This is a genomic window from Comamonas granuli NBRC 101663 (assembly GCF_000739995.1).
Classification (GTDB): domain Bacteria; phylum Pseudomonadota; class Gammaproteobacteria; order Burkholderiales; family Burkholderiaceae_C; genus Simplicispira; species Simplicispira granuli.
The window spans coordinates 191,965-207,418 of record NZ_BBJX01000002.1; the positions used below are offsets into that span (position 1 = coordinate 191,965).

At 71.4% G+C, this 15,454-nt stretch carries 13 protein-coding genes; 3 read left to right on the forward strand and 10 right to left on the reverse strand.

The window, feature by feature from the left end; genetic code table 11:
* The first annotated feature begins 57 nt into the window (after positions 1 to 57).
* The gene (locus CGR01S_RS02610) at positions 58 to 1,224 is read left to right on the forward strand and encodes an acyl-CoA dehydrogenase family protein (protein WP_042422091.1); all 1,167 of its coding nucleotides are present in this window, start codon (positions 58 to 60) and stop codon (positions 1,222 to 1,224) included.
* Positions 1,225 to 1,233: 9 nt separating this feature from the next.
* Here the strand turns inward: CGR01S_RS02610 and CGR01S_RS02615 are convergent, their stop codons facing one another.
* From CGR01S_RS02615 to CGR01S_RS02625, 3 genes are all read right to left on the reverse strand, one after another.
* Entirely contained in the window at positions 1,234 to 2,151 is a 918-nt protein-coding gene (locus tag CGR01S_RS02615) for a crotonase/enoyl-CoA hydratase family protein (protein ID WP_042422093.1), read from the reverse strand.
* A 13-nt stretch (positions 2,152 to 2,164) separates the two neighbouring features.
* Complete coding sequence (locus CGR01S_RS02620) at positions 2,165 to 2,416, reverse strand: DUF3297 family protein (protein WP_042422094.1); 252 nt, start codon at positions 2,414 to 2,416, stop codon at positions 2,165 to 2,167.
* A 405-nt stretch (positions 2,417 to 2,821) separates the two neighbouring features.
* Entirely contained in the window at positions 2,822 to 3,808 is a 987-nt protein-coding gene (locus CGR01S_RS02625; RefSeq protein ID WP_042422096.1) for a recombination-associated protein RdgC, read from the reverse strand.
* Positions 3,809 to 4,047: 239 nt separating this feature from the next.
* Between CGR01S_RS02625 and CGR01S_RS02630 the strand changes: the two genes are divergently transcribed.
* Both CGR01S_RS02630 and CGR01S_RS02635 read left to right on the forward strand, forming a co-directional pair.
* Complete coding sequence (locus CGR01S_RS02630) at positions 4,048 to 4,560, forward strand: Spy/CpxP family protein refolding chaperone (protein ID WP_042422097.1); 513 nt, start codon at positions 4,048 to 4,050, stop codon at positions 4,558 to 4,560.
* A 60-nt stretch (positions 4,561 to 4,620) separates the two neighbouring features.
* Positions 4,621 to 5,229, forward strand: coding sequence for an acyloxyacyl hydrolase (locus tag CGR01S_RS02635; RefSeq protein ID WP_156967487.1), 609 nt, complete (start codon positions 4,621 to 4,623; stop codon positions 5,227 to 5,229).
* A gap of 15 nt (positions 5,230 to 5,244) precedes the next feature.
* Here the strand turns inward: CGR01S_RS02635 and CGR01S_RS02640 are convergent, their stop codons facing one another.
* From CGR01S_RS02640 to dinG, 7 genes are all read right to left on the reverse strand, one after another.
* Positions 5,245 to 8,874 (reverse strand): EAL domain-containing protein, encoded by a 3,630-nt coding sequence (locus CGR01S_RS02640; RefSeq protein ID WP_042422101.1) that lies wholly within the window; start codon positions 8,872 to 8,874, stop codon positions 5,245 to 5,247.
* Positions 8,875 to 9,028: 154 nt separating this feature from the next.
* Positions 9,029 to 10,144: a 3-deoxy-7-phosphoheptulonate synthase gene (locus tag CGR01S_RS02645; protein ID WP_439644717.1), complete on the reverse strand. Its 1,116-nt coding sequence runs from the start codon at positions 10,142 to 10,144 to the stop codon at positions 9,029 to 9,031.
* 38 nt (positions 10,145 to 10,182) lie between these two features.
* Positions 10,183 to 10,701 carry a C40 family peptidase gene (locus CGR01S_RS02650; RefSeq protein WP_042422103.1) on the reverse strand — a complete coding sequence of 173 codons (519 nt, stop codon included), beginning with the start codon at positions 10,699 to 10,701 and terminating at the stop codon, positions 10,183 to 10,185.
* Positions 10,702 to 10,766: 65 nt separating this feature from the next.
* Complete coding sequence (locus CGR01S_RS16115; protein WP_052382483.1) at positions 10,767 to 11,651, reverse strand: dienelactone hydrolase family protein; 885 nt, start codon at positions 11,649 to 11,651, stop codon at positions 10,767 to 10,769.
* A 77-nt stretch (positions 11,652 to 11,728) separates the two neighbouring features.
* A complete protein-coding gene (locus CGR01S_RS02660; RefSeq protein ID WP_042422105.1) occupies positions 11,729 to 12,436 on the reverse strand; it encodes an MOSC domain-containing protein in 708 nt (235 codons plus the stop codon).
* Positions 12,437 to 12,494: 58 nt separating this feature from the next.
* Positions 12,495 to 13,109, reverse strand: a complete 615-nt coding sequence (locus CGR01S_RS02665) for a 3'-5' exonuclease (protein WP_042422107.1) — start codon at positions 13,107 to 13,109, stop codon at positions 12,495 to 12,497.
* A gap of 67 nt (positions 13,110 to 13,176) precedes the next feature.
* Positions 13,177 to 15,366, reverse strand: a complete 2,190-nt coding sequence (gene dinG / locus CGR01S_RS02670) for an ATP-dependent DNA helicase DinG (RefSeq protein ID WP_042422109.1) — start codon at positions 15,364 to 15,366, stop codon at positions 13,177 to 13,179.
* Positions 15,367 to 15,454 lie beyond the last annotated feature (88 nt).

Here is a 15,454-nt window from a genome sequence, read left to right on the forward strand (position 1 = left end):
TTTAGGCCTCCAGCGCTTGTCCATCAAGCGCTGGAAGCTCCTTATTCCATAGCAACCATGCTCCCCAACACCCTCCTCACGGCCGAGCAGCAGGCCGAACTGCAGCTCTTCACCGCGTCGCTGGAGCGCTTTTGCGACACCGAGATCGAGCCCCACTACCGCGACTGGGAAAAGGCCGGCCTGGTGAGCCGCGAGCTGTTCCGCAGGATGGGCGAGAACGGCTACCTCTGCGCCGACGTGCCCGAGGAATACGGCGGCCCGGGGGCCAGCGTGCATTTCTCGTTCGCCGTGGTGCAGGTGCTCTCGCGCCGCGGCTACGGCGGCTTCGTCGGCGGGCTGCAGGTGCACAACGACATCATCCCGCCCTACCTGCTGCACTGCGGCACCGAGGCTCAGCGCCAGTACTGGCTGCCGCGCATGGCCAGCGGCGAGGCCGTGGCTGCCATCGGCATGACCGAGCCCGGCGCGGGCAGTGACCTGAAAGCCATCCGCACCACGGCCAAACGCGACGGGGATGGCTACGTCATCAACGGCAGCAAGATCTTCATCAGCAACGGCCAGCACTGCGACCTGCTGGTGCTCGCCGCCAAGACCGACCCGGCGGCGGGCGCCAAGGGCGTGAGCCTGTTCCTGGTCGATACGAAGAGCCCCGGCTTCACGCGCGGCCAGAACCTGGAGAAGATCGGCCAGCACGCGGGCGACACCTCCGAGCTGTTCTTCAACGACCTGCACGTGCCGCAGGATGCCCTGCTCGGCGGCGTGGAAGGCCAGGGCTTCGTGCAGATGATGCGCGAGCTGCCGCGCGAGCGCCTCATCATCGGCGTGCAGGCGGTGTACGGCGCCCAGGGTGCGCTGGACGCCACACTCAAGTACGTGCAGGAGCGCCAGGCCTTCGGCCAGGCCATCGCCCAGTTCCAGAACACGCGCTTCACGCTGGCGCAGTGCGCCAGCGACATCGCCGCCGCCGAGGCCTTCCTCGCGATGAGCGTGGCCGCCTACGAGCGCGGCGCACTCACGCCCGAGGCCGTGAGCGCCTTGAAGCTGCACACCACCGAGGTCTTCGGCCGCGTGGCCGACGCCTGCCTGCAGCTCTTCGGCGGCTACGGCTACATGGCCGAATACCCGATCGCGCGCTTCTGGACCGACGCACGCGTGCTGCGCATCTACGGCGGCACCTCGGAGATCATGAAGGAGCTGGTGGCGCGCTCGCTGCTGGGGCGCTGACCACGCGGCTCAGCCGCCCTGCCCCTGGCGGCGCAGGGCTTCCTCCATGCGCGCGATCTCGGCACGCGCCTCGTCGCCTTCGGGAATCGGCCGCCCGGAATCGCGCCACTGCACCGCCGCCTTGAAGCCCTCGGTCTGCGCATAGCGGCGGAACCACAGGCCCTCGGGGTTGTGGCGCGTGATGCCGTCGAACACCGTGGCCAGCATCTGGCCCTGCTCCAGGCCCGCGTTCAGCATGAACTGGTTCACCACCAGCTTGTGCATGGCCAGGTGGCCGCGCGGCACGCCGGCAATGCGGGTGGCCAGTTGCATCGTGGTTGCTTCCAGCTCGGCCTCGTCCACCGCACAGTTGGCCAGGCCCCACTCGGCCGCCTGCGCGCCCGAGATCACGTCGCCCGTGAACATCAACTGCTTGGCACGCAGTGGGCCCAGGCGCTGTGCCCACATGGCCGTGGTGGGGCAGCCCCACACGCGCGTGGGCATGTAGCCTATGCGCGCGTCCTTGGCCATCACCAGCAGGTCGCAGCACAGCGCAATATCGCTGCCGCCGGCCACGGCGGCGCCATGCACCTTGGCGATGGTGGGCTTGCTGCAGCGCCACAGGCTCATGAAGTCCTCGGTGTTGCGCTTCATGAAGGCGTAGTCCTCCATGGGGTCCCAGGGGTACTTCTCCTGCTGGCAGGGGTGCTCGATCTCCTGCGCGGCGGTGTCGGCCAGGTCGTAGCCGCCGCAGAACCCCTTGCCCGCGCCCTCGACCACGATGACGTGGATGGCGGGGTTGTCCTGCGCCCATTCCACGGCCTGGCGGATCTCGCGCGGCGTCTCGTTGTTGATGGCGTTGAGCCGCTCGGGCCGGTTGAGCAGCAGGCGCGCAATGCGCGGGTGGCGGGCGTCGGCCTCGATCTGGAGCGTGGAGTACTGCGGCATGGGATCTCCGGGGCTAGCGGTAGAAGGCCTGCACGCTGCCCTTGAGGGTGATCAGCAGGGGCCGCCCCTTGCGGTCCAGCGTCTTGCCCGCGGGCACCTTGATCCAGCCCTCGCTCACGCAGTATTCCTCCACGTCGGAGCGCTCCTTGCCATTGAAGAGGATGCCGATGCCGGCGTCCTGCTGGAACACCGCAGCCACATGGTGGGGGCTGCGCGGGTCCACGGCCAGGCGGTCGGGCAAAGGGGGGCGGGCGGTATCGGTCACGGAAAGGCCTCTCGCAAAACGCAAACCCGCATTGTGCGGCCTGCGCGCGGCCTGCGCGTGGTCCCGATCCTCCGGGGCTGTGGACAAGTCTGGGCAGAGTGCTGGCACAAGCCGCATCTTGTCCACAGGCGCGGGGGCTAGGCGCCATTTGTCCCCAATCGGGGCGGCGCTGCGCGGCCCCCTGTCCCCATGGCTGCGCGGTACGCAAGCCATTGATTGACAAGTACAAAAGCCGCTTGTCCACAGAACAGGGCCATGCCTACTACTACCACTATTGAAAGATATAGCAATACAGGAATACATAGAGAGCGCAGCGCCCCAGGCATGGGCCCGCAAAAAAAAAACCCCGCGGCGCCCCAAAAAGGGCGTGCGCGGGGCGGGAGGAGAAAAAAAAGGGGGCGGGCGTCAGAACGGCGCGCTGGCCGGGTCGGTGTCCGCCGGGGCCTGGGCAGGCCCGGTCACGCTGGCGGAGCGCGCGCGGGCTGCCGGGGGCGTGGCGCCACCCTCGGCTTCGCCGTCCAGGGCCTCGATCAGGTCCGGGATCAGCCGGGCAAGTTCGCCCGTGGCGATGGCCACGTCGGCGTCAAAACCGCCTTCGTCCTGCGCCTGGCCCTCGAACACCGCGTCGAGGAAGGCGATCTTCTTGAGCTGCAGGCCTTCGGTGAGCACGAAGGAGACGCGCTCGTCCCAGGTCAGCGCCAGGCGCGTGGGCAGCTTGCCGGCAGCGATGTGCTGCTGCACCTCCTCGATGTCCAGCGGGTGGCGCGCATAGCGCACCACGGCCTTGGTTTCATCGGGGCTCTTGAGTTCGCATTCGCGGTCCACCGTGAAGCCTGCCGGCGGGTCCTGCTCCTTGAGCCAGTGCGCCATGGCCGTTTGCGGCGAGGTGTGGGTGTGCAGCAGTGCCACGGCAAAGCCGGCGGGCAGTAGCTCGACGAGCTGGCTCACCACCTCGTCGGCACGGGCCTGGCTGCCGGTGTCCAGCACCAGGGTGTGCGCCTGCGGGTCTATCCACACCCACATCGACCCCATCTTGGTGAAGGCCATGGGCAGCAGGTCCAGCCGGGCTTCGTCCTTGAGGTCGCGCTTTTCCTTCTTGCCGGGCTTGCGGCCGGTCTCGCGCTCGATCTGGTCCACCTTTTCCTGCACCTTGCGCGCCAGCACGCTGCCGGGCAGCACCTTGGCCTCGACCATGAAGCGCAAGACCCACTGCCCGCCCACGCTTTCGGCCAGGGGGCCATGCGCCTCGCCGCGCGGCGGCACAAAGCCCACCGCGCGCTCTTGCGTCGCGCCGCAAGCGTCAAAGGGCGCCTTCTGCAAGGCCGCTTCCAGTTCCTCCAGTCCGATCCGCCATTGCGGCGCGATGCGGTACACGATCATGTTCTTGAACACGCAAACCTTTCCGAAGCTGTGCCGGGCACCCGCGGGTGCCGGACGATTGCTATTAAAAATATAGCTGCCGACGCTTGTCAAACAGGCCTTGAAACCCGATTTGACCGATTACTTTGCGAACGGCAGTGCAAGGAACTTTACACAGGCTCAGCAAAACACCATGCGCGCCTTACATGCTCGGCGCACAGTGGCAGCCATGCACCCACCGGGGTGCACGACCTCTTGGAAAGGAAACCGCCATGTCCCCCCTGTCCCGCCGCATTGCCCTGGCCAGCGCCCTGGCCGCCGCGCTCAGCCTGCCCGTGCTGGCGCAAACTGTGCCCCCCTCCCCAGCGCCGTTGCCGGCCGCCGCGCCGGCTGCAGGCCCGGGGCCCGGCGCGCGCGCGCAGGCGCCCGAGCGCATGCAGCAACGCCATGCCGATCGCCTGGCCCGCCTCAAGGAAACCCTGCGCATCACGCCCGAACAAGAGGGTGCCTGGCAGGCCTTTGCCCAGGCCATGCAGCCGCCGGCACGCCCCGGGCCGCAGGACCGTGAGGCCTGGAAGCGCCTGAGTACCCCCGAGCGCATCGACCGCATGCGCGCCCTGCGCACGCAGCGCAACGCCGAGATGGACCGCCGGGGCGACGCCACCAAGGCCTTGTACGCTGCGCTCAGCCCTGAGCAGCAGCAGCGCATGGACGCCTGGCGCCCGCGCCCCGGTGATGGCAAGGGCCGCCACGGCCGGCACCATGGCGGCCGCATGATGGATTGAGCCCGCACCGGGGCGGCGCAGCGCTGTCCTGGCAGGTTTACACTTGCCGGGCTGCCACCCATGCCTTCATGGCATCCGTCCACCATGCCTGCTGCTGCGCCCTTGTTCCCGCGCCGTTCGTTCGGTGCGTCCCCCGTTTTTGCCGCGCGTGCGGCCCTGTGCCTGGGGGTGCTGGCCAGCGCCGCCGCCGTGGCCCAGGAGCCGCCGCCCCGCCCTGCGGTCTACGTCCAGTGGGGCGAGGCGCGCGCGGACCGGCAGGGCTGGATCCTCGGCGCCACCCTGCCCTGGCAGGGCTGGAGCCAGGCCCTGGGCAGCGGCGCGCTGCGCGGCCATTGGGATCTGTACCTGGGCCAGTGGTCGGCGCGCCTGCCCGCGCAGCGCCTGCACAGCAATGTGCTGGGCGTGGGCGCGGCGCTGCAGTGGCGCGCCCAGCAGGGCAGCGCGCCCTGGTTCGTCGAGGCCGGCACCGGCCTGAACTATGCGCAGCCGCGTTTCATGGACATGTCCACGCGGCTCAATTTCGCCTCGCACCTGGCGCTGGGCTTCGAGCACGGCGCGCAGCGCGAGCACGAATGGCAACTGCGCCTGCAGCACAGCTCCAACGGGGGCGTCAAGAAGCCCAATCCCGGCCAGAACTTCCTGCAATTGCGCTACGCGCGGCATTTCTGAGGCGCGCCCGCGCCCTCAGTGGTGCAGCAGGCGCTCGAACTGCTCTGCCGGCAGGGGCCTGCCGAACAGGTAGCCCTGGAACGCCGGGCACCCGGCCTGCACCAGCAGCAGATGCTGGTCGGTGGTCTCCACGCCTTCAGCGATCACTTCCAGGCCCAGGCTCTGGCCCAGGGCGAGGATGGTGTGGATGATGGCCTCGTCGCTGGGGTCGGAGAACAGGTCGCGCACAAAGCTCTGGTCGATCTTGATCTGGTCCAGCGGCATGCGCTTGAGGTAGCTCAGGCTGGAGTAGCCGGTGCCGAAGTCGTCGAGCGAGAAGCGCACCCCCAGGCGGCGCAGCGCCTCCATGGTGGCGATGGCCTGGTCCACGTCCTGCACCATGAGGTTCTCGGTCAGCTCCAGCTTGAGGCGTTCGGCCGGCGCCTCGTTCACGGCCAGCGAGCGCGCCACGTCGTCCACGAAACCCTCGTGGTGGAACTGGCGCGGGCTCACGTTGACCGCCATGGTCAGGTGGGCCAGGCGCGGGTCGTCCTTCCAGCGGCCCAGCAGCTTGCAGGCCGAGTGCAGCACCCAGCGGCCCAGGGGCAGGATGAGGCCGGTTTCCTCGGCCACGGGGATGAACTGCGCCGGCGAGACCATGCCGCGCCCCGGGTGGCTCCAGCGCACCAGGGCCTCGCAGCCCAGGATGCGCGCGTGCCGGTCCACCTGCGGCTGCAGGTGCAGCCCCAGTTGCCCGTGCGCCACGGCCTGGCGCAGGTCGGCTTCGAGCGCCGCGCGTGCCGTCACCACGGCCTGCATCTGCGGATCGAAAAAGCGCAGCGTGCTGCGTCCCGCCGACTTGGCCTGGTACATGGCCAGGTCGGCCTGCTTGAGCAGCTCCAGCACGCTGGTCTCCGTGCCCTGGAAGGGAGCGATGCCTATGCTGGGCGTGCTGCGGTAGTGGTAGCCGGCGAGCGCATAGGGCTGCGAGAGTTCGGCCAGCACCTTCTCGCCCACGGTGCGAGCGTCCACGGCCAGGGACTGGGCGTCCGGCCCCAGGCCTTCGAGCATGACGACGAACTCGTCGCCGCCCAGGCGCGCCACCGTGTCCACGCTGCGCACGCAGGCGTTGAGGCGCCGCGCCACCTCCTGCAGCAGCAGGTCGCCCTTGTCGTGCCCCAGGGTGTCGTTGAGCGTCTTGAAATTGTCCAGGTCGATGTAGAGCAGCGCCCCGCCCTGGCGGCGGCGCTGGGCGTTGGCCAGGGCGTGGCGCATGCGTTCGAGCAGCAGCATGCGGTTGGGCAGGCCGGTGAGGGTGTCATAGAAGGCCAGGCGCTGGATCTCGCGGTCCTTGGCCTTGCGCTGGCGGATGTCGGTATTGATCTCCAGGATGGACTCGGGCTGGCCGCGCGCGTCGAGCACCAGGGTCCAGCGCCCTTCGGTGTCGATGGCGTGGCCCTGGCGGTGGCGCTGGCCGATCTCGCCGGACCACTCGCCGTGCGAGCGCACGGCGGCGTTGGCGCGCTCGAAGGCGGCCGCGTCCAGGTGCAGCAGCGTGCCGGCGTCCTGTCCCAGGGCCTGGGCGGCGCTCCAGCCGTACAGGCGCTCGGCGCCCTGGTTCCAGTAGATGATGCGCTGCTGCAGGTCGCGCTCGACGATGGCGTCCTGCGCCTTGTCCAGCAGCGAGGCCTGGTGCCGCAGGCGCTGGTCGGTGGTCTGGCGCTCGATTTCGGCCGAGGCGCGGGCGGCGAAGATCTGCAGCGTGGTGGTCACGAAGTCCACCTGCTCGAGCGGCTGGCGGAACAGCACGAACACCATGCCTATGGGCTGGCCCGCGCTGTTGCTCAGTTGCAGGCCGGCATAGGCCTGGGCCTGCAGTTGCTGCACCACGGGCGCCTGCGGGTAGTGCTCGGCCAGGCCGGCGCTGACCACGAACTGGCGCTGGTGCAGCAGCTCGATGCTGGGCGTGCCTTCGAGCGGGTACATCTCGTTCCCGTCGAGCAGGCGGCCATCGCTCACCACCGCCAGCGCCTGCGCCAGCGGCCCGCTGCTGCCCTGCGGCGCGGGAACGAGGCGCGCCACGCAGCCCGTCTGCGCGCCCAGCGCCTCGCTCATGTTGCGCGCCAGTTGTTCGAAGAACTCGGCCCCCGTGGCCGCCGAGACGGCTGCAGCCATCTTGAGCACCGAGGCCTGCAGGCGCTGCTGCTCGCGGCGCGCGCGCAGGCCCACGATGCCGTAGGCCAGGTCGTCGGCCAGTTGCTGCAGGAGCTTTTCCTCCTCCGCGCCCAGGTGCAGCACCTCGGTGGCGTACAGCTGCAGCAGGCCGAAGCAGCGACCCTCGGTGCGCAGCGGCAGGGTGACGAGCCCGCGCAGGCCGCGCCCGGCGATGTGGCCGGCCCAGGTGCCGGGCGCGGGCACGGCGCGCAGGTCGGGCACGATGGTGCTGCGGCCGCTGCGCACGGTCTGCCCCTCGGGGCCCTGGCCGCGCGGGTCGGCGGCGGACCAGGAGAGGTCGAGCTGGTCGATGAATTCCCCGTCCTGCCCGGCGCGGGCGGCGATGCGTATGCTGTGCGGCGCGTCGTCCTGGGCAAAGCCGGCCCAGGCGAGGCGGTAGCCGCCCACGTCCACCACCAGCGTGCAGATGGCCTGCAGCAGCGTCTGCTCGGCGCTGGCGCGCACCAGCGCCTCGCTGCAACTGCCGAGCATGCGCTGCGCGCGCGCCAGGCGCTGGAGCTCGCGCTGGGTGCGCTGGCGCTCGGTGACGTCCGTGCCCATGGCCTGGCGCGCGGGCCGGCCGCCGAAGTCGATGCTGTGCGCCCGGATCTCCATCTCGCGCACCGTGCCGTCGCGGCAGCGGTGGCGGCGCACCAGCAGCTCGGCGCAGGTGTCGGCGGCGGGTGCCAGCACCTTCTCGCGCAGGGCGGCGCGCTCCTCGGGCAGCCACAAATCGTCCATGCCCATGGCGAGCAGCTCCTGCTCGCTGTAGCCGTACAGGGCCTGCATGGCCTGGTTCACGGCGAGAAAGCGCAGCGATGCGTCCTGGGCATACACCCACATGGGCTGGGGGTGGGAGTCGAACAGCAGCCGGTACTGCTGCTCGGACTGCTGCAGCTGCGCGGCCACCTGGCGCAGGCGCAGCATGGCACCCAGGGACTGCGCGAGGATTTGCAGGTGCGCCGCGTGGCGCGTGCCAAAGGCGCCGGCCTGCGCGCTCGTGGCCTTGATGGTGCCGATCACGCGCCCGTCGGCCTGCATGGGCACGGCCAGCACGGCGCGCACCTCCTGGCGCTGGTAGGCGGGGCCCATGTCCCAGCCCTGGGCCTGGGTGTCGTTGCACAACACGGACTGGCCCTGGCGCAGTTGCGGCCACAGCAGGCTGTCGTGCACGGGCAGCACGCTGCCGGGGCTGCGCACCGCCTGGCCTGCGGCGGCGCGGGCCACCAGGGCATCGCCTTCGAGCATCTCCAGCAGCACGCCGCTGGCCTGGCAGATGCGCAGCGCCGATTCGGACCCCTGCTGCAGCACCTGGGCCAGCGTGAGGTCCAGCGCGGCGATGCGCTGCTGCACCTCGGTCAGCTCGGCATGGGCACGGGCTTCGGCGGTGTCTTCGGGTGCGGGGCCTGCTCCCGCAACCGCTGCTCCGGCGTGCACGTGCGCGGCGGCCATGGTCAGTCTGGCAGCAAGGTGTGCCCGGCGCACGGGCCGCAGCGGCGCTGGCGGGCAGGGGGTACGGTGCGGTCGGGCAAACGCATGGCGGCGGGGTGCTCAGTGTGCTGCCATGCTAACGGTTTCCCCGCGGCCGTGCCAAGGCCGGTGGCTTTCAACCCCGGCCGCGGCGCTGGCGCACGGCCTGCGCCAGCGCCTGCAGCACGGGCACGGTCTGGGCAAAGCTGATGCAGGCGTCGGTCACCGACACACCGTGCGCCAGCGCCTGGCCGGGCACGATGTCCTGGCGGCCTTCCTCCAGGTGGCTTTCGATCATCACGCCGGTGATGCGCGCATCGCCCGCGGCGATCTGCGCGGCCACGTCGTGCGCCACGTCGATCTGGCGCCGGTGCTGCTTGCTGCTGTTGGCGTGCGAGAGGTCGATCATCACCTGCGCGCGCAGGCCCGCCTTGTGCAGCATCTCGCAGGCGGCCTGCACGTCGGCCGCGCTGTAGTTGGGCTGCTTGCCGCCGCGCAGGATGACGTGGCAGTCCTGGTTGCCGCGCGTCTCGAAAATCGCCGCCTGGCCCATCTTGGTCATGCCCATGAAGGCGTGCTCGGATTGCGCCGCCAGGATGGCGTCGCTCGCCACCTTCACGCCGCCGTCCGTGCCGTTCTTGAAGCCCACGGGGCACGACAGGCCGCTGGCGAGCTGGCGGTGGCTCTGGCTCTCGGTGGTGCGCGCGCCGATGGCGCCCCAGCTCACCAGGTCGCTGATGTACTGCGGCGAGAGCAGGTCGAGGAACTCGGTGCCCACGGGCAGGCCCAGCGCCAGCACGTCGAGCACCAGCGCGCGCGCCATCTCCAGCCCCTCGTTGATGGCGAAGCTGCCGTCCATGTGCGGGTCGTTGATGAACCCCTTCCAGCCCACGGTGGTGCGCGGCTTCTCGAAGTACACGCGCATGACGATGAGCAGCTCGCCCTGCAGGGCCTCGGCCTGCTCCTTGAGCAGGCGCGCGTACTCCATGGCCTGGCCGTGGTCGTGGATGGAGCAGGGCCCGACGACGGCGATGAGCCGGTCGTCCTGCCCGTGCAGCACGCGCGAGATCGCCGCGCGGCTCGTCTCCACGAGCTGCTGCGCCGCCGCCGGGGCGGGCAGCCATTCCTCGAGGATGGCGGGGGTGATGAGCGGGCGCACGGCCTTGATGCGCAGGTCGTCGATGCGCGTGCGGTCGTGCGTGGAAAGCGGCGTGGCCGGGCGGTGGGCGTGCAGGGTCGTCATGGCCGCCATTGTCGCGCGCTGCGCACTGCGCCCGGCGGCGCGCTATTTCAGGGGCGGCGGAAGGCCACCGCCTGGCGCGACCAGTAGGGGCCGTCGAGGCGGTCCAGCCGCACCTCGCCGCCCGTGGACGGCGCGTGCACGAAGCGCCCCTGCCCCACGTAGATGCCGGCATGCGTGGGCCGCCGGCCGCCGAACACCACCAGGTCGCCGCTGCGCAGCTCGCCGTCCTCGATGGGCTGGCCGAAGTCGCTCAACTGCGCCACGGTGCGCGGCGGCGCCACGCCAGCGCGGCTCCTGTACACATAGCCGATCAGGCCGCTGCAGTCGAAGCCGCCCTCGGGCGTGTTGCCGCCGTAGCGGTAGGGTGTGCCCACCAGGCCCAGGGCGTGGATGGCGATGTCGCTCGCCTGCTCGTGCGTCAGGCGCGACGGCAGCGGCGGCCACGGGGTGCCGGTGCTGCGCTGCGGGGGCGCGCTGCTGCAGGCGGCCAGCAGCAGCGCCGGTGTCAGCGCCAGCAGGCGGCGGCGCTCGCGCTGCGAGGCGGTCGGGGGGGCGGGAGGCGGCATGGCCGTGAGCTTATCCCAAGGCCCGGCCGCGGCCCACGGGAGCGGCCCGCGCGCGCCGCCGGGGCTCAGGGGGCGGCGAGCGTGCGGGTGAAGAACTGCCGGGCAAAGTCCAGCGACTGCGCGGCCGCGGCGGCGCTGCGCAGATGCGGCACCTGGGCGCCGCGCCCCTGGGCGGCGGCCGGATCGTGGTAGTGCTTGTCCTGCAGGGTGTCCCAGCCGTGGGTGGCTTGGGCGTACATGGTCAGCCCGACCCGGTCCTGGGACTCGGGCGGCAGTGCGGCAATGAATTTCTGGCAGGTGTCGGGGGCGTCGTAGGCATCGTTCTCGGCGGCCAGGATGTGCACGGGGGCGCCGGTCAGCGCGCCGTACACGGTCCGGGGGTACACGGCGTTGCGCCCCTCGATGGACGCCAGATGGGCCCAGCACACCGGGTACAGCGCCAGATGCGCGGCAAATTGCTGCTGGCCGCCGGTATATGCCTGGTTCAGCTCTTTGGACGCCGCGAACAGCGCGAGCATGCCGCCGTGCGAGAAGCCCAGGATGCCGATGCGGGCGGGGTCGATGCGCGGATGCTGGGCCAGATAGGCCAGGGCGCCGAAGGTGTGCGGCAGGTTCATGCGCGAGGTCTTGGGGCGGTTGCCGCGCGCAAAGAGGTTCAGCTCCAGGGTGGCGATGCCGGCCTGGTTCAGCGCCTGCACATAGGGCTGGCGGGTCGGGTCCTCAAAGCCCCCGGCGCTGTGGATGACCACCACCGCCGGCAGCCGGCGGCCTTCCCCGCCGCCCGGCAGGGTGAGCTCGCCCTGGATGCGCGTGCCGGCTTCGGTCAGCGTGGCGGCCTGGAACGACACGGCCTGGCGCGGCTCTTGCGCGGCGGCGGTCTGGGCCTGGGCCGCGGCGGCGGCGCTGCACAGCAGGAGGGCGAGGGTAGTCAGTCGGCGGGCAAGGCGCATGGTGTGTGGTCTCTGGCGGGGCGGGCAGGTGCATCCTAGGCACATCTGCCGCCCGCGCGGGGCGGGAATACCCTGTGTCAGCCCTCGAGGCGCGCGCTCCAGTCCTCCACCTGGGCGCGCTCGAGCCGCCCCTGCACGATGCGCTGCCACGAGGGCGGCAGGTGCAGCCGGGCCAGGCCGCGCAGCGCGTCCGGGTCCAGCGTGCGCTGGTAGAGCAGCGCGATCACGCGCGCCAGCGGCCATTCGGGGTGCGGGCGCGCCACCAGGCGCATGGCGTCGCCCGCCTGCAGGTGGCCGGGCTCCAGCACGCGCCAGTACCAGCCGGTGCGGCCGCTGTCCTGCAGGCGCCGTGCCATGTCCGCCTGCCCGAAGCGCAGGTTGAGCTTCCAGCAGGGCTGGCGGCTTTGCGCCACCTCGAGCAGCACGCTGCCGATGCGCACGCGGTCGCCCCAGCACAGCGTGGCCTCGGTCACGCCGGTGCTGGCCAGGTTCTCGCCAAAGGCGCCGGGCGCGTCCAGCACGGGCCGCGCGCCCAGTTCGGCACGCCAGGCGCCGTAGTGCTCCAGCGCGTACTGGTGCACGGCCTTGTCGGGGCCGCCGTGCACGCGCCGGTCGCCCTGCGTGTCGCCGTCCAGGCCTTCGGGCCCCACCCACACGGGCCCGGCCACGGGCTGCTTGGCGATGGCGCTCAGGCCCCCGGGGCGGCCGTCGGGGCGCGTGCAGGGCACGGCCTGGCCGCGCAGTACGCAGTGGATCAGGCCGATCTCGGGGGCGGTGGAATTCATGGTGTTTTGGCCTTCAGCGCTTGCTGGTCAAGCGCAAGCAGCTATCAAAAAAGGAGTTTCACAGCGCCCACGCCGATGCCAGCATCTGGTCCAGTGCCGTGCGCTTGCAGGCCTGCAGGCGCTGGAGCAGGGCATGGCTGGGCCAGGGCAGGCCGTAGCGTTGCTGCAGGTCGTGCTGCATGCGCGCCAGCAGGGCGGCGGCCATTTCGGCGTCGGCCAGGGCGCGGTGCGCGCGGCCTGCGCGCGGCAGGCCCAGGTGGTCGATGAGCGCGCCCAGCTTGTGGCTGGGGGCGTCGGGGTAGAGGCGGCGCGCCAGCAGCACGGTGCAGGCAAAGGGCTGCGGGGCCGGCAGGCCCGCATGGTGCAGCTCGGACTGCCAGAACTTGCGGTCGAAGGCCGCGTTGTGCGCCACCAGGGGGGCCGGGCCGACGAAGCGTGCGGCCTCCTGCATCACGGCGGCGGCGGGGGGCGCGGCGGCCACCATGGCGTTGGTGATGCCGGTGAGCCGCGTGATGAAGGGGGCGATGCGCACGCCCGTCTGCATCAGGCTGGCGAAGCGGTCCACCACCTGCCCGTCCTGCAGCAGCACGATGGCCACCTCGGTGGCGCGCGCCCCCTGGGCCGGGGTCATGCCCGTGGTCTCGAAGTCGATGACGGCGATGGGTGCGGACATGTTCAAGGTCAAAAATGGCTGCAGCGCTTGCCAGTCAAGCGCTATAAGCTATTTAAATAATAGCAACTCATGCACCCGCCTGGCGCTGCTGCAGCGCAAAGGGCGGCAGGCCCGCGAGCAGCCGCTGGCCGTAGCCGGTGCGCACCAGGCGCTTGTCGTAGCAGTACACATGCGCCTGGTCCTCCTCGGTGCGGATGGCACGGCCCACCCACTGCGCCAGGCGCATGGCGGTGGCGGGCACCACGAGTTCGCTGAACGGGTCGCGCCCGGCGCCGCGCAGCCATTCGGCGCGCGCTTCGCCCACCGGGTCGTCGGGCGGGGCAAACGGCAGCTTGGTGATGAACAGCGATTCGCACAGGCGCCCGGGCAGGTCCAGCCCCTCGCCGAAGGACTGCATGCCGAAGATGATGGACGGCTGGCCCTGCGCCACGCGCTCGCGGTGCAGGGCCAGCAGTTGCTGGCGCGGCCACTGGTTCTGCACCAGCACCACGGCGCGCAGGGCGGTGGGCAGTAGGTCCACGGCCTGGCGCATCTGCTCGCGCGAGGTGAACAGCACCAGCGCGCCGGCGGGCACCTGCGCCAGGTCGGCCAGCAGCGCCGCGGCCATCTCGGCCGTGTAGGCCGTGGCATCGCGCGGGTCGGCGCGCGTCTGCACGGCCACCAGCTGGCCCTGGCGCGCGTAGTCGAAGGGGCTGGGCACCTGCAGCGTGGTCACGGCCTCGTCGCCGTGCAGGCCGCTTTCGCGCAGGAAGAAGTCGAACTGCCCGCAGCCCGTGAGCGTGGCCGAGGTGAGCACGGCGCCGCGCACCGCCGACCACAGGTGCTGGCGCAGCGTGCTGCCGGGCAGCACGGGGCTGGCGTGCGCGCGCAGGACGATGAAGTCCCCCTCCAGCGCCAGCGTGAACCACTTGGCCGCGGGGGCGGCGCCTGCGGGCGCGTCCTGCAGCAGCAACTGGGCGCAGGCGTGCACGCCTTCGAGGCGCGGCGCCAGCGCGCCCACCTGGGCGTAGAGCTGCGCGAGGCGGCGCGCCTCGGCCGGGGTGTCGCGCATGGCCGCGCGCAGCGCCTTGGCGATGGCGCGCAGCACCTCCAGCAGGCCGCCCGCGTGGTGGGCGACCTGGCCCAGCGGTTCGCCCAGCGCCTCGGGCAGCCGCCCCTCGGGCAGGCGCACGCGCGTGGGCGTGCCCGCCAGCGCCGCCCGGCCCGGCGCGGGTGCGCGCAGCGGCTCGGCGTACACGTCCAGCACCAGGCGCGCCAGGTCCTGCAGCGCGGCGCGCAGGCGCGCCGCGTGCTGCGGCACGTCGGCGATGGCCTCCACCTCCATGAGCTGGCCGATGCGCAGTGCGCGGCTGGCGAGCTTGTCGATCCAGCCCAGGCGCGACAAATCCATCTCGCAGCCGAACTGCGCCAGCGCCGTGGCCGGCAGGTGGTGCGCCTCGTCGATCACGAGCAGGCAGTTGTCCAGCTCGGGCAGCAGCCGCGCGCCCAGGGACGACAGCAGCAGATCGTGGTTGGCCACGATGACCTGCGCCGCGACCAGCTCTTTGCGCCGCTCGAAATAGCTGCACTGGTGGAATACGGGGCAGTGCTTGCCCGTGCAGGTGTGGGCGTCGGCGGCCACAGGGCTCCAGAGCTCGGGCTCGGGCGGGCTGGGCAACTGGTCGCGGTCGCCATCCCACTGGCCGCTGGCCAGGGCGTCGGCCAGGTGGATGTAGAACGGCATGCGCTCGGCCTGCCCTGGCGGCGCTGCGCCTGGCGTGCGCTGCGCCTGGCGCTGGTCCATGGCCTCGGGGGCGAGCAGGTCGTCGGGGATGTCCTCGTCCTCGTGGGCCGCGCCGCTGGCCAGGCGTTCGAGCTTGAGCTTGCACACATAGCGCCCGCGCCCCTTGGCCAGGGCAAAGGCAAAGGGCTGCGCCATGTGCCGCGCCAGCGCGGGCAGGTCCTTGTGCACCAGTTGCTCCTGCAGCGCCACCGTGGCGGTGGAGATCAGCACGCGCGTGCCGCGTGCCAGCGCCACGGCGATGGCGGGCACGCTGTAGGCCAGCGACTTGCCCACGCCCGTGCCCGCCTGCACCACGGCGATGGCGCGCGCGGGCGCCTCGCTGCCCTCGGCCTTGCCCAGCGTGGCCTGGCTGAAGGTGCGCGCCACCTGTGCGGCCATGCTGCGCTGGCCTGCGCGCGGGCGAAAGCCGGCGCTGGCCTGCACCACAGCGTCGAATTGCTGCAGGGCCTCATCGGCCCAGGGGGAGGGATCCATAGGGAAGGAAGTGTGGCACAGGGGGCAGGCGGGGCCTGGAGCATGGGCACTGACCTGGGTTTTTATACATGGTACCGCCACGGCCCCG

Coding starts and splice junctions, on each gene's coding strand:
- CGR01S_RS02610 (WP_042422091.1), top strand. CDS start 58: ATGCTCCCCAACACCCTCCTCACGGCCGAGCAGCAGGCCGAACTGCAG.
- CGR01S_RS02645 (WP_439644717.1), bottom strand. CDS start 10,144: ATGGCGGCCATGACGACCCTGCACGCCCACCGCCCGGCCACGCCGCTT.
- CGR01S_RS16115 (WP_052382483.1), bottom strand. CDS start 11,651: ATGCGCCTTGCCCGCCGACTGACTACCCTCGCCCTCCTGCTGTGCAGC.
- CGR01S_RS02635 (WP_156967487.1), top strand. CDS start 4,621: ATGCCTTCATGGCATCCGTCCACCATGCCTGCTGCTGCGCCCTTGTTC.
- CGR01S_RS02630 (WP_042422097.1), top strand. CDS start 4,048: ATGTCCCCCCTGTCCCGCCGCATTGCCCTGGCCAGCGCCCTGGCCGCC.
- CGR01S_RS02650 (WP_042422103.1), bottom strand. CDS start 10,701: ATGCCGCCTCCCGCCCCCCCGACCGCCTCGCAGCGCGAGCGCCGCCGC.
- dinG (WP_042422109.1), bottom strand. CDS start 15,366: ATGGATCCCTCCCCCTGGGCCGATGAGGCCCTGCAGCAATTCGACGCT.
- CGR01S_RS02660 (WP_042422105.1), bottom strand. CDS start 12,436: ATGAATTCCACCGCCCCCGAGATCGGCCTGATCCACTGCGTACTGCGC.
- CGR01S_RS02615 (WP_042422093.1), bottom strand. CDS start 2,151: ATGCCGCAGTACTCCACGCTCCAGATCGAGGCCGACGCCCGCCACCCG.
- CGR01S_RS02640 (WP_042422101.1), bottom strand. CDS start 8,874: ATGGCCGCCGCGCACGTGCACGCCGGAGCAGCGGTTGCGGGAGCAGGC.
- CGR01S_RS02665 (WP_042422107.1), bottom strand. CDS start 13,109: ATGTCCGCACCCATCGCCGTCATCGACTTCGAGACCACGGGCATGACC.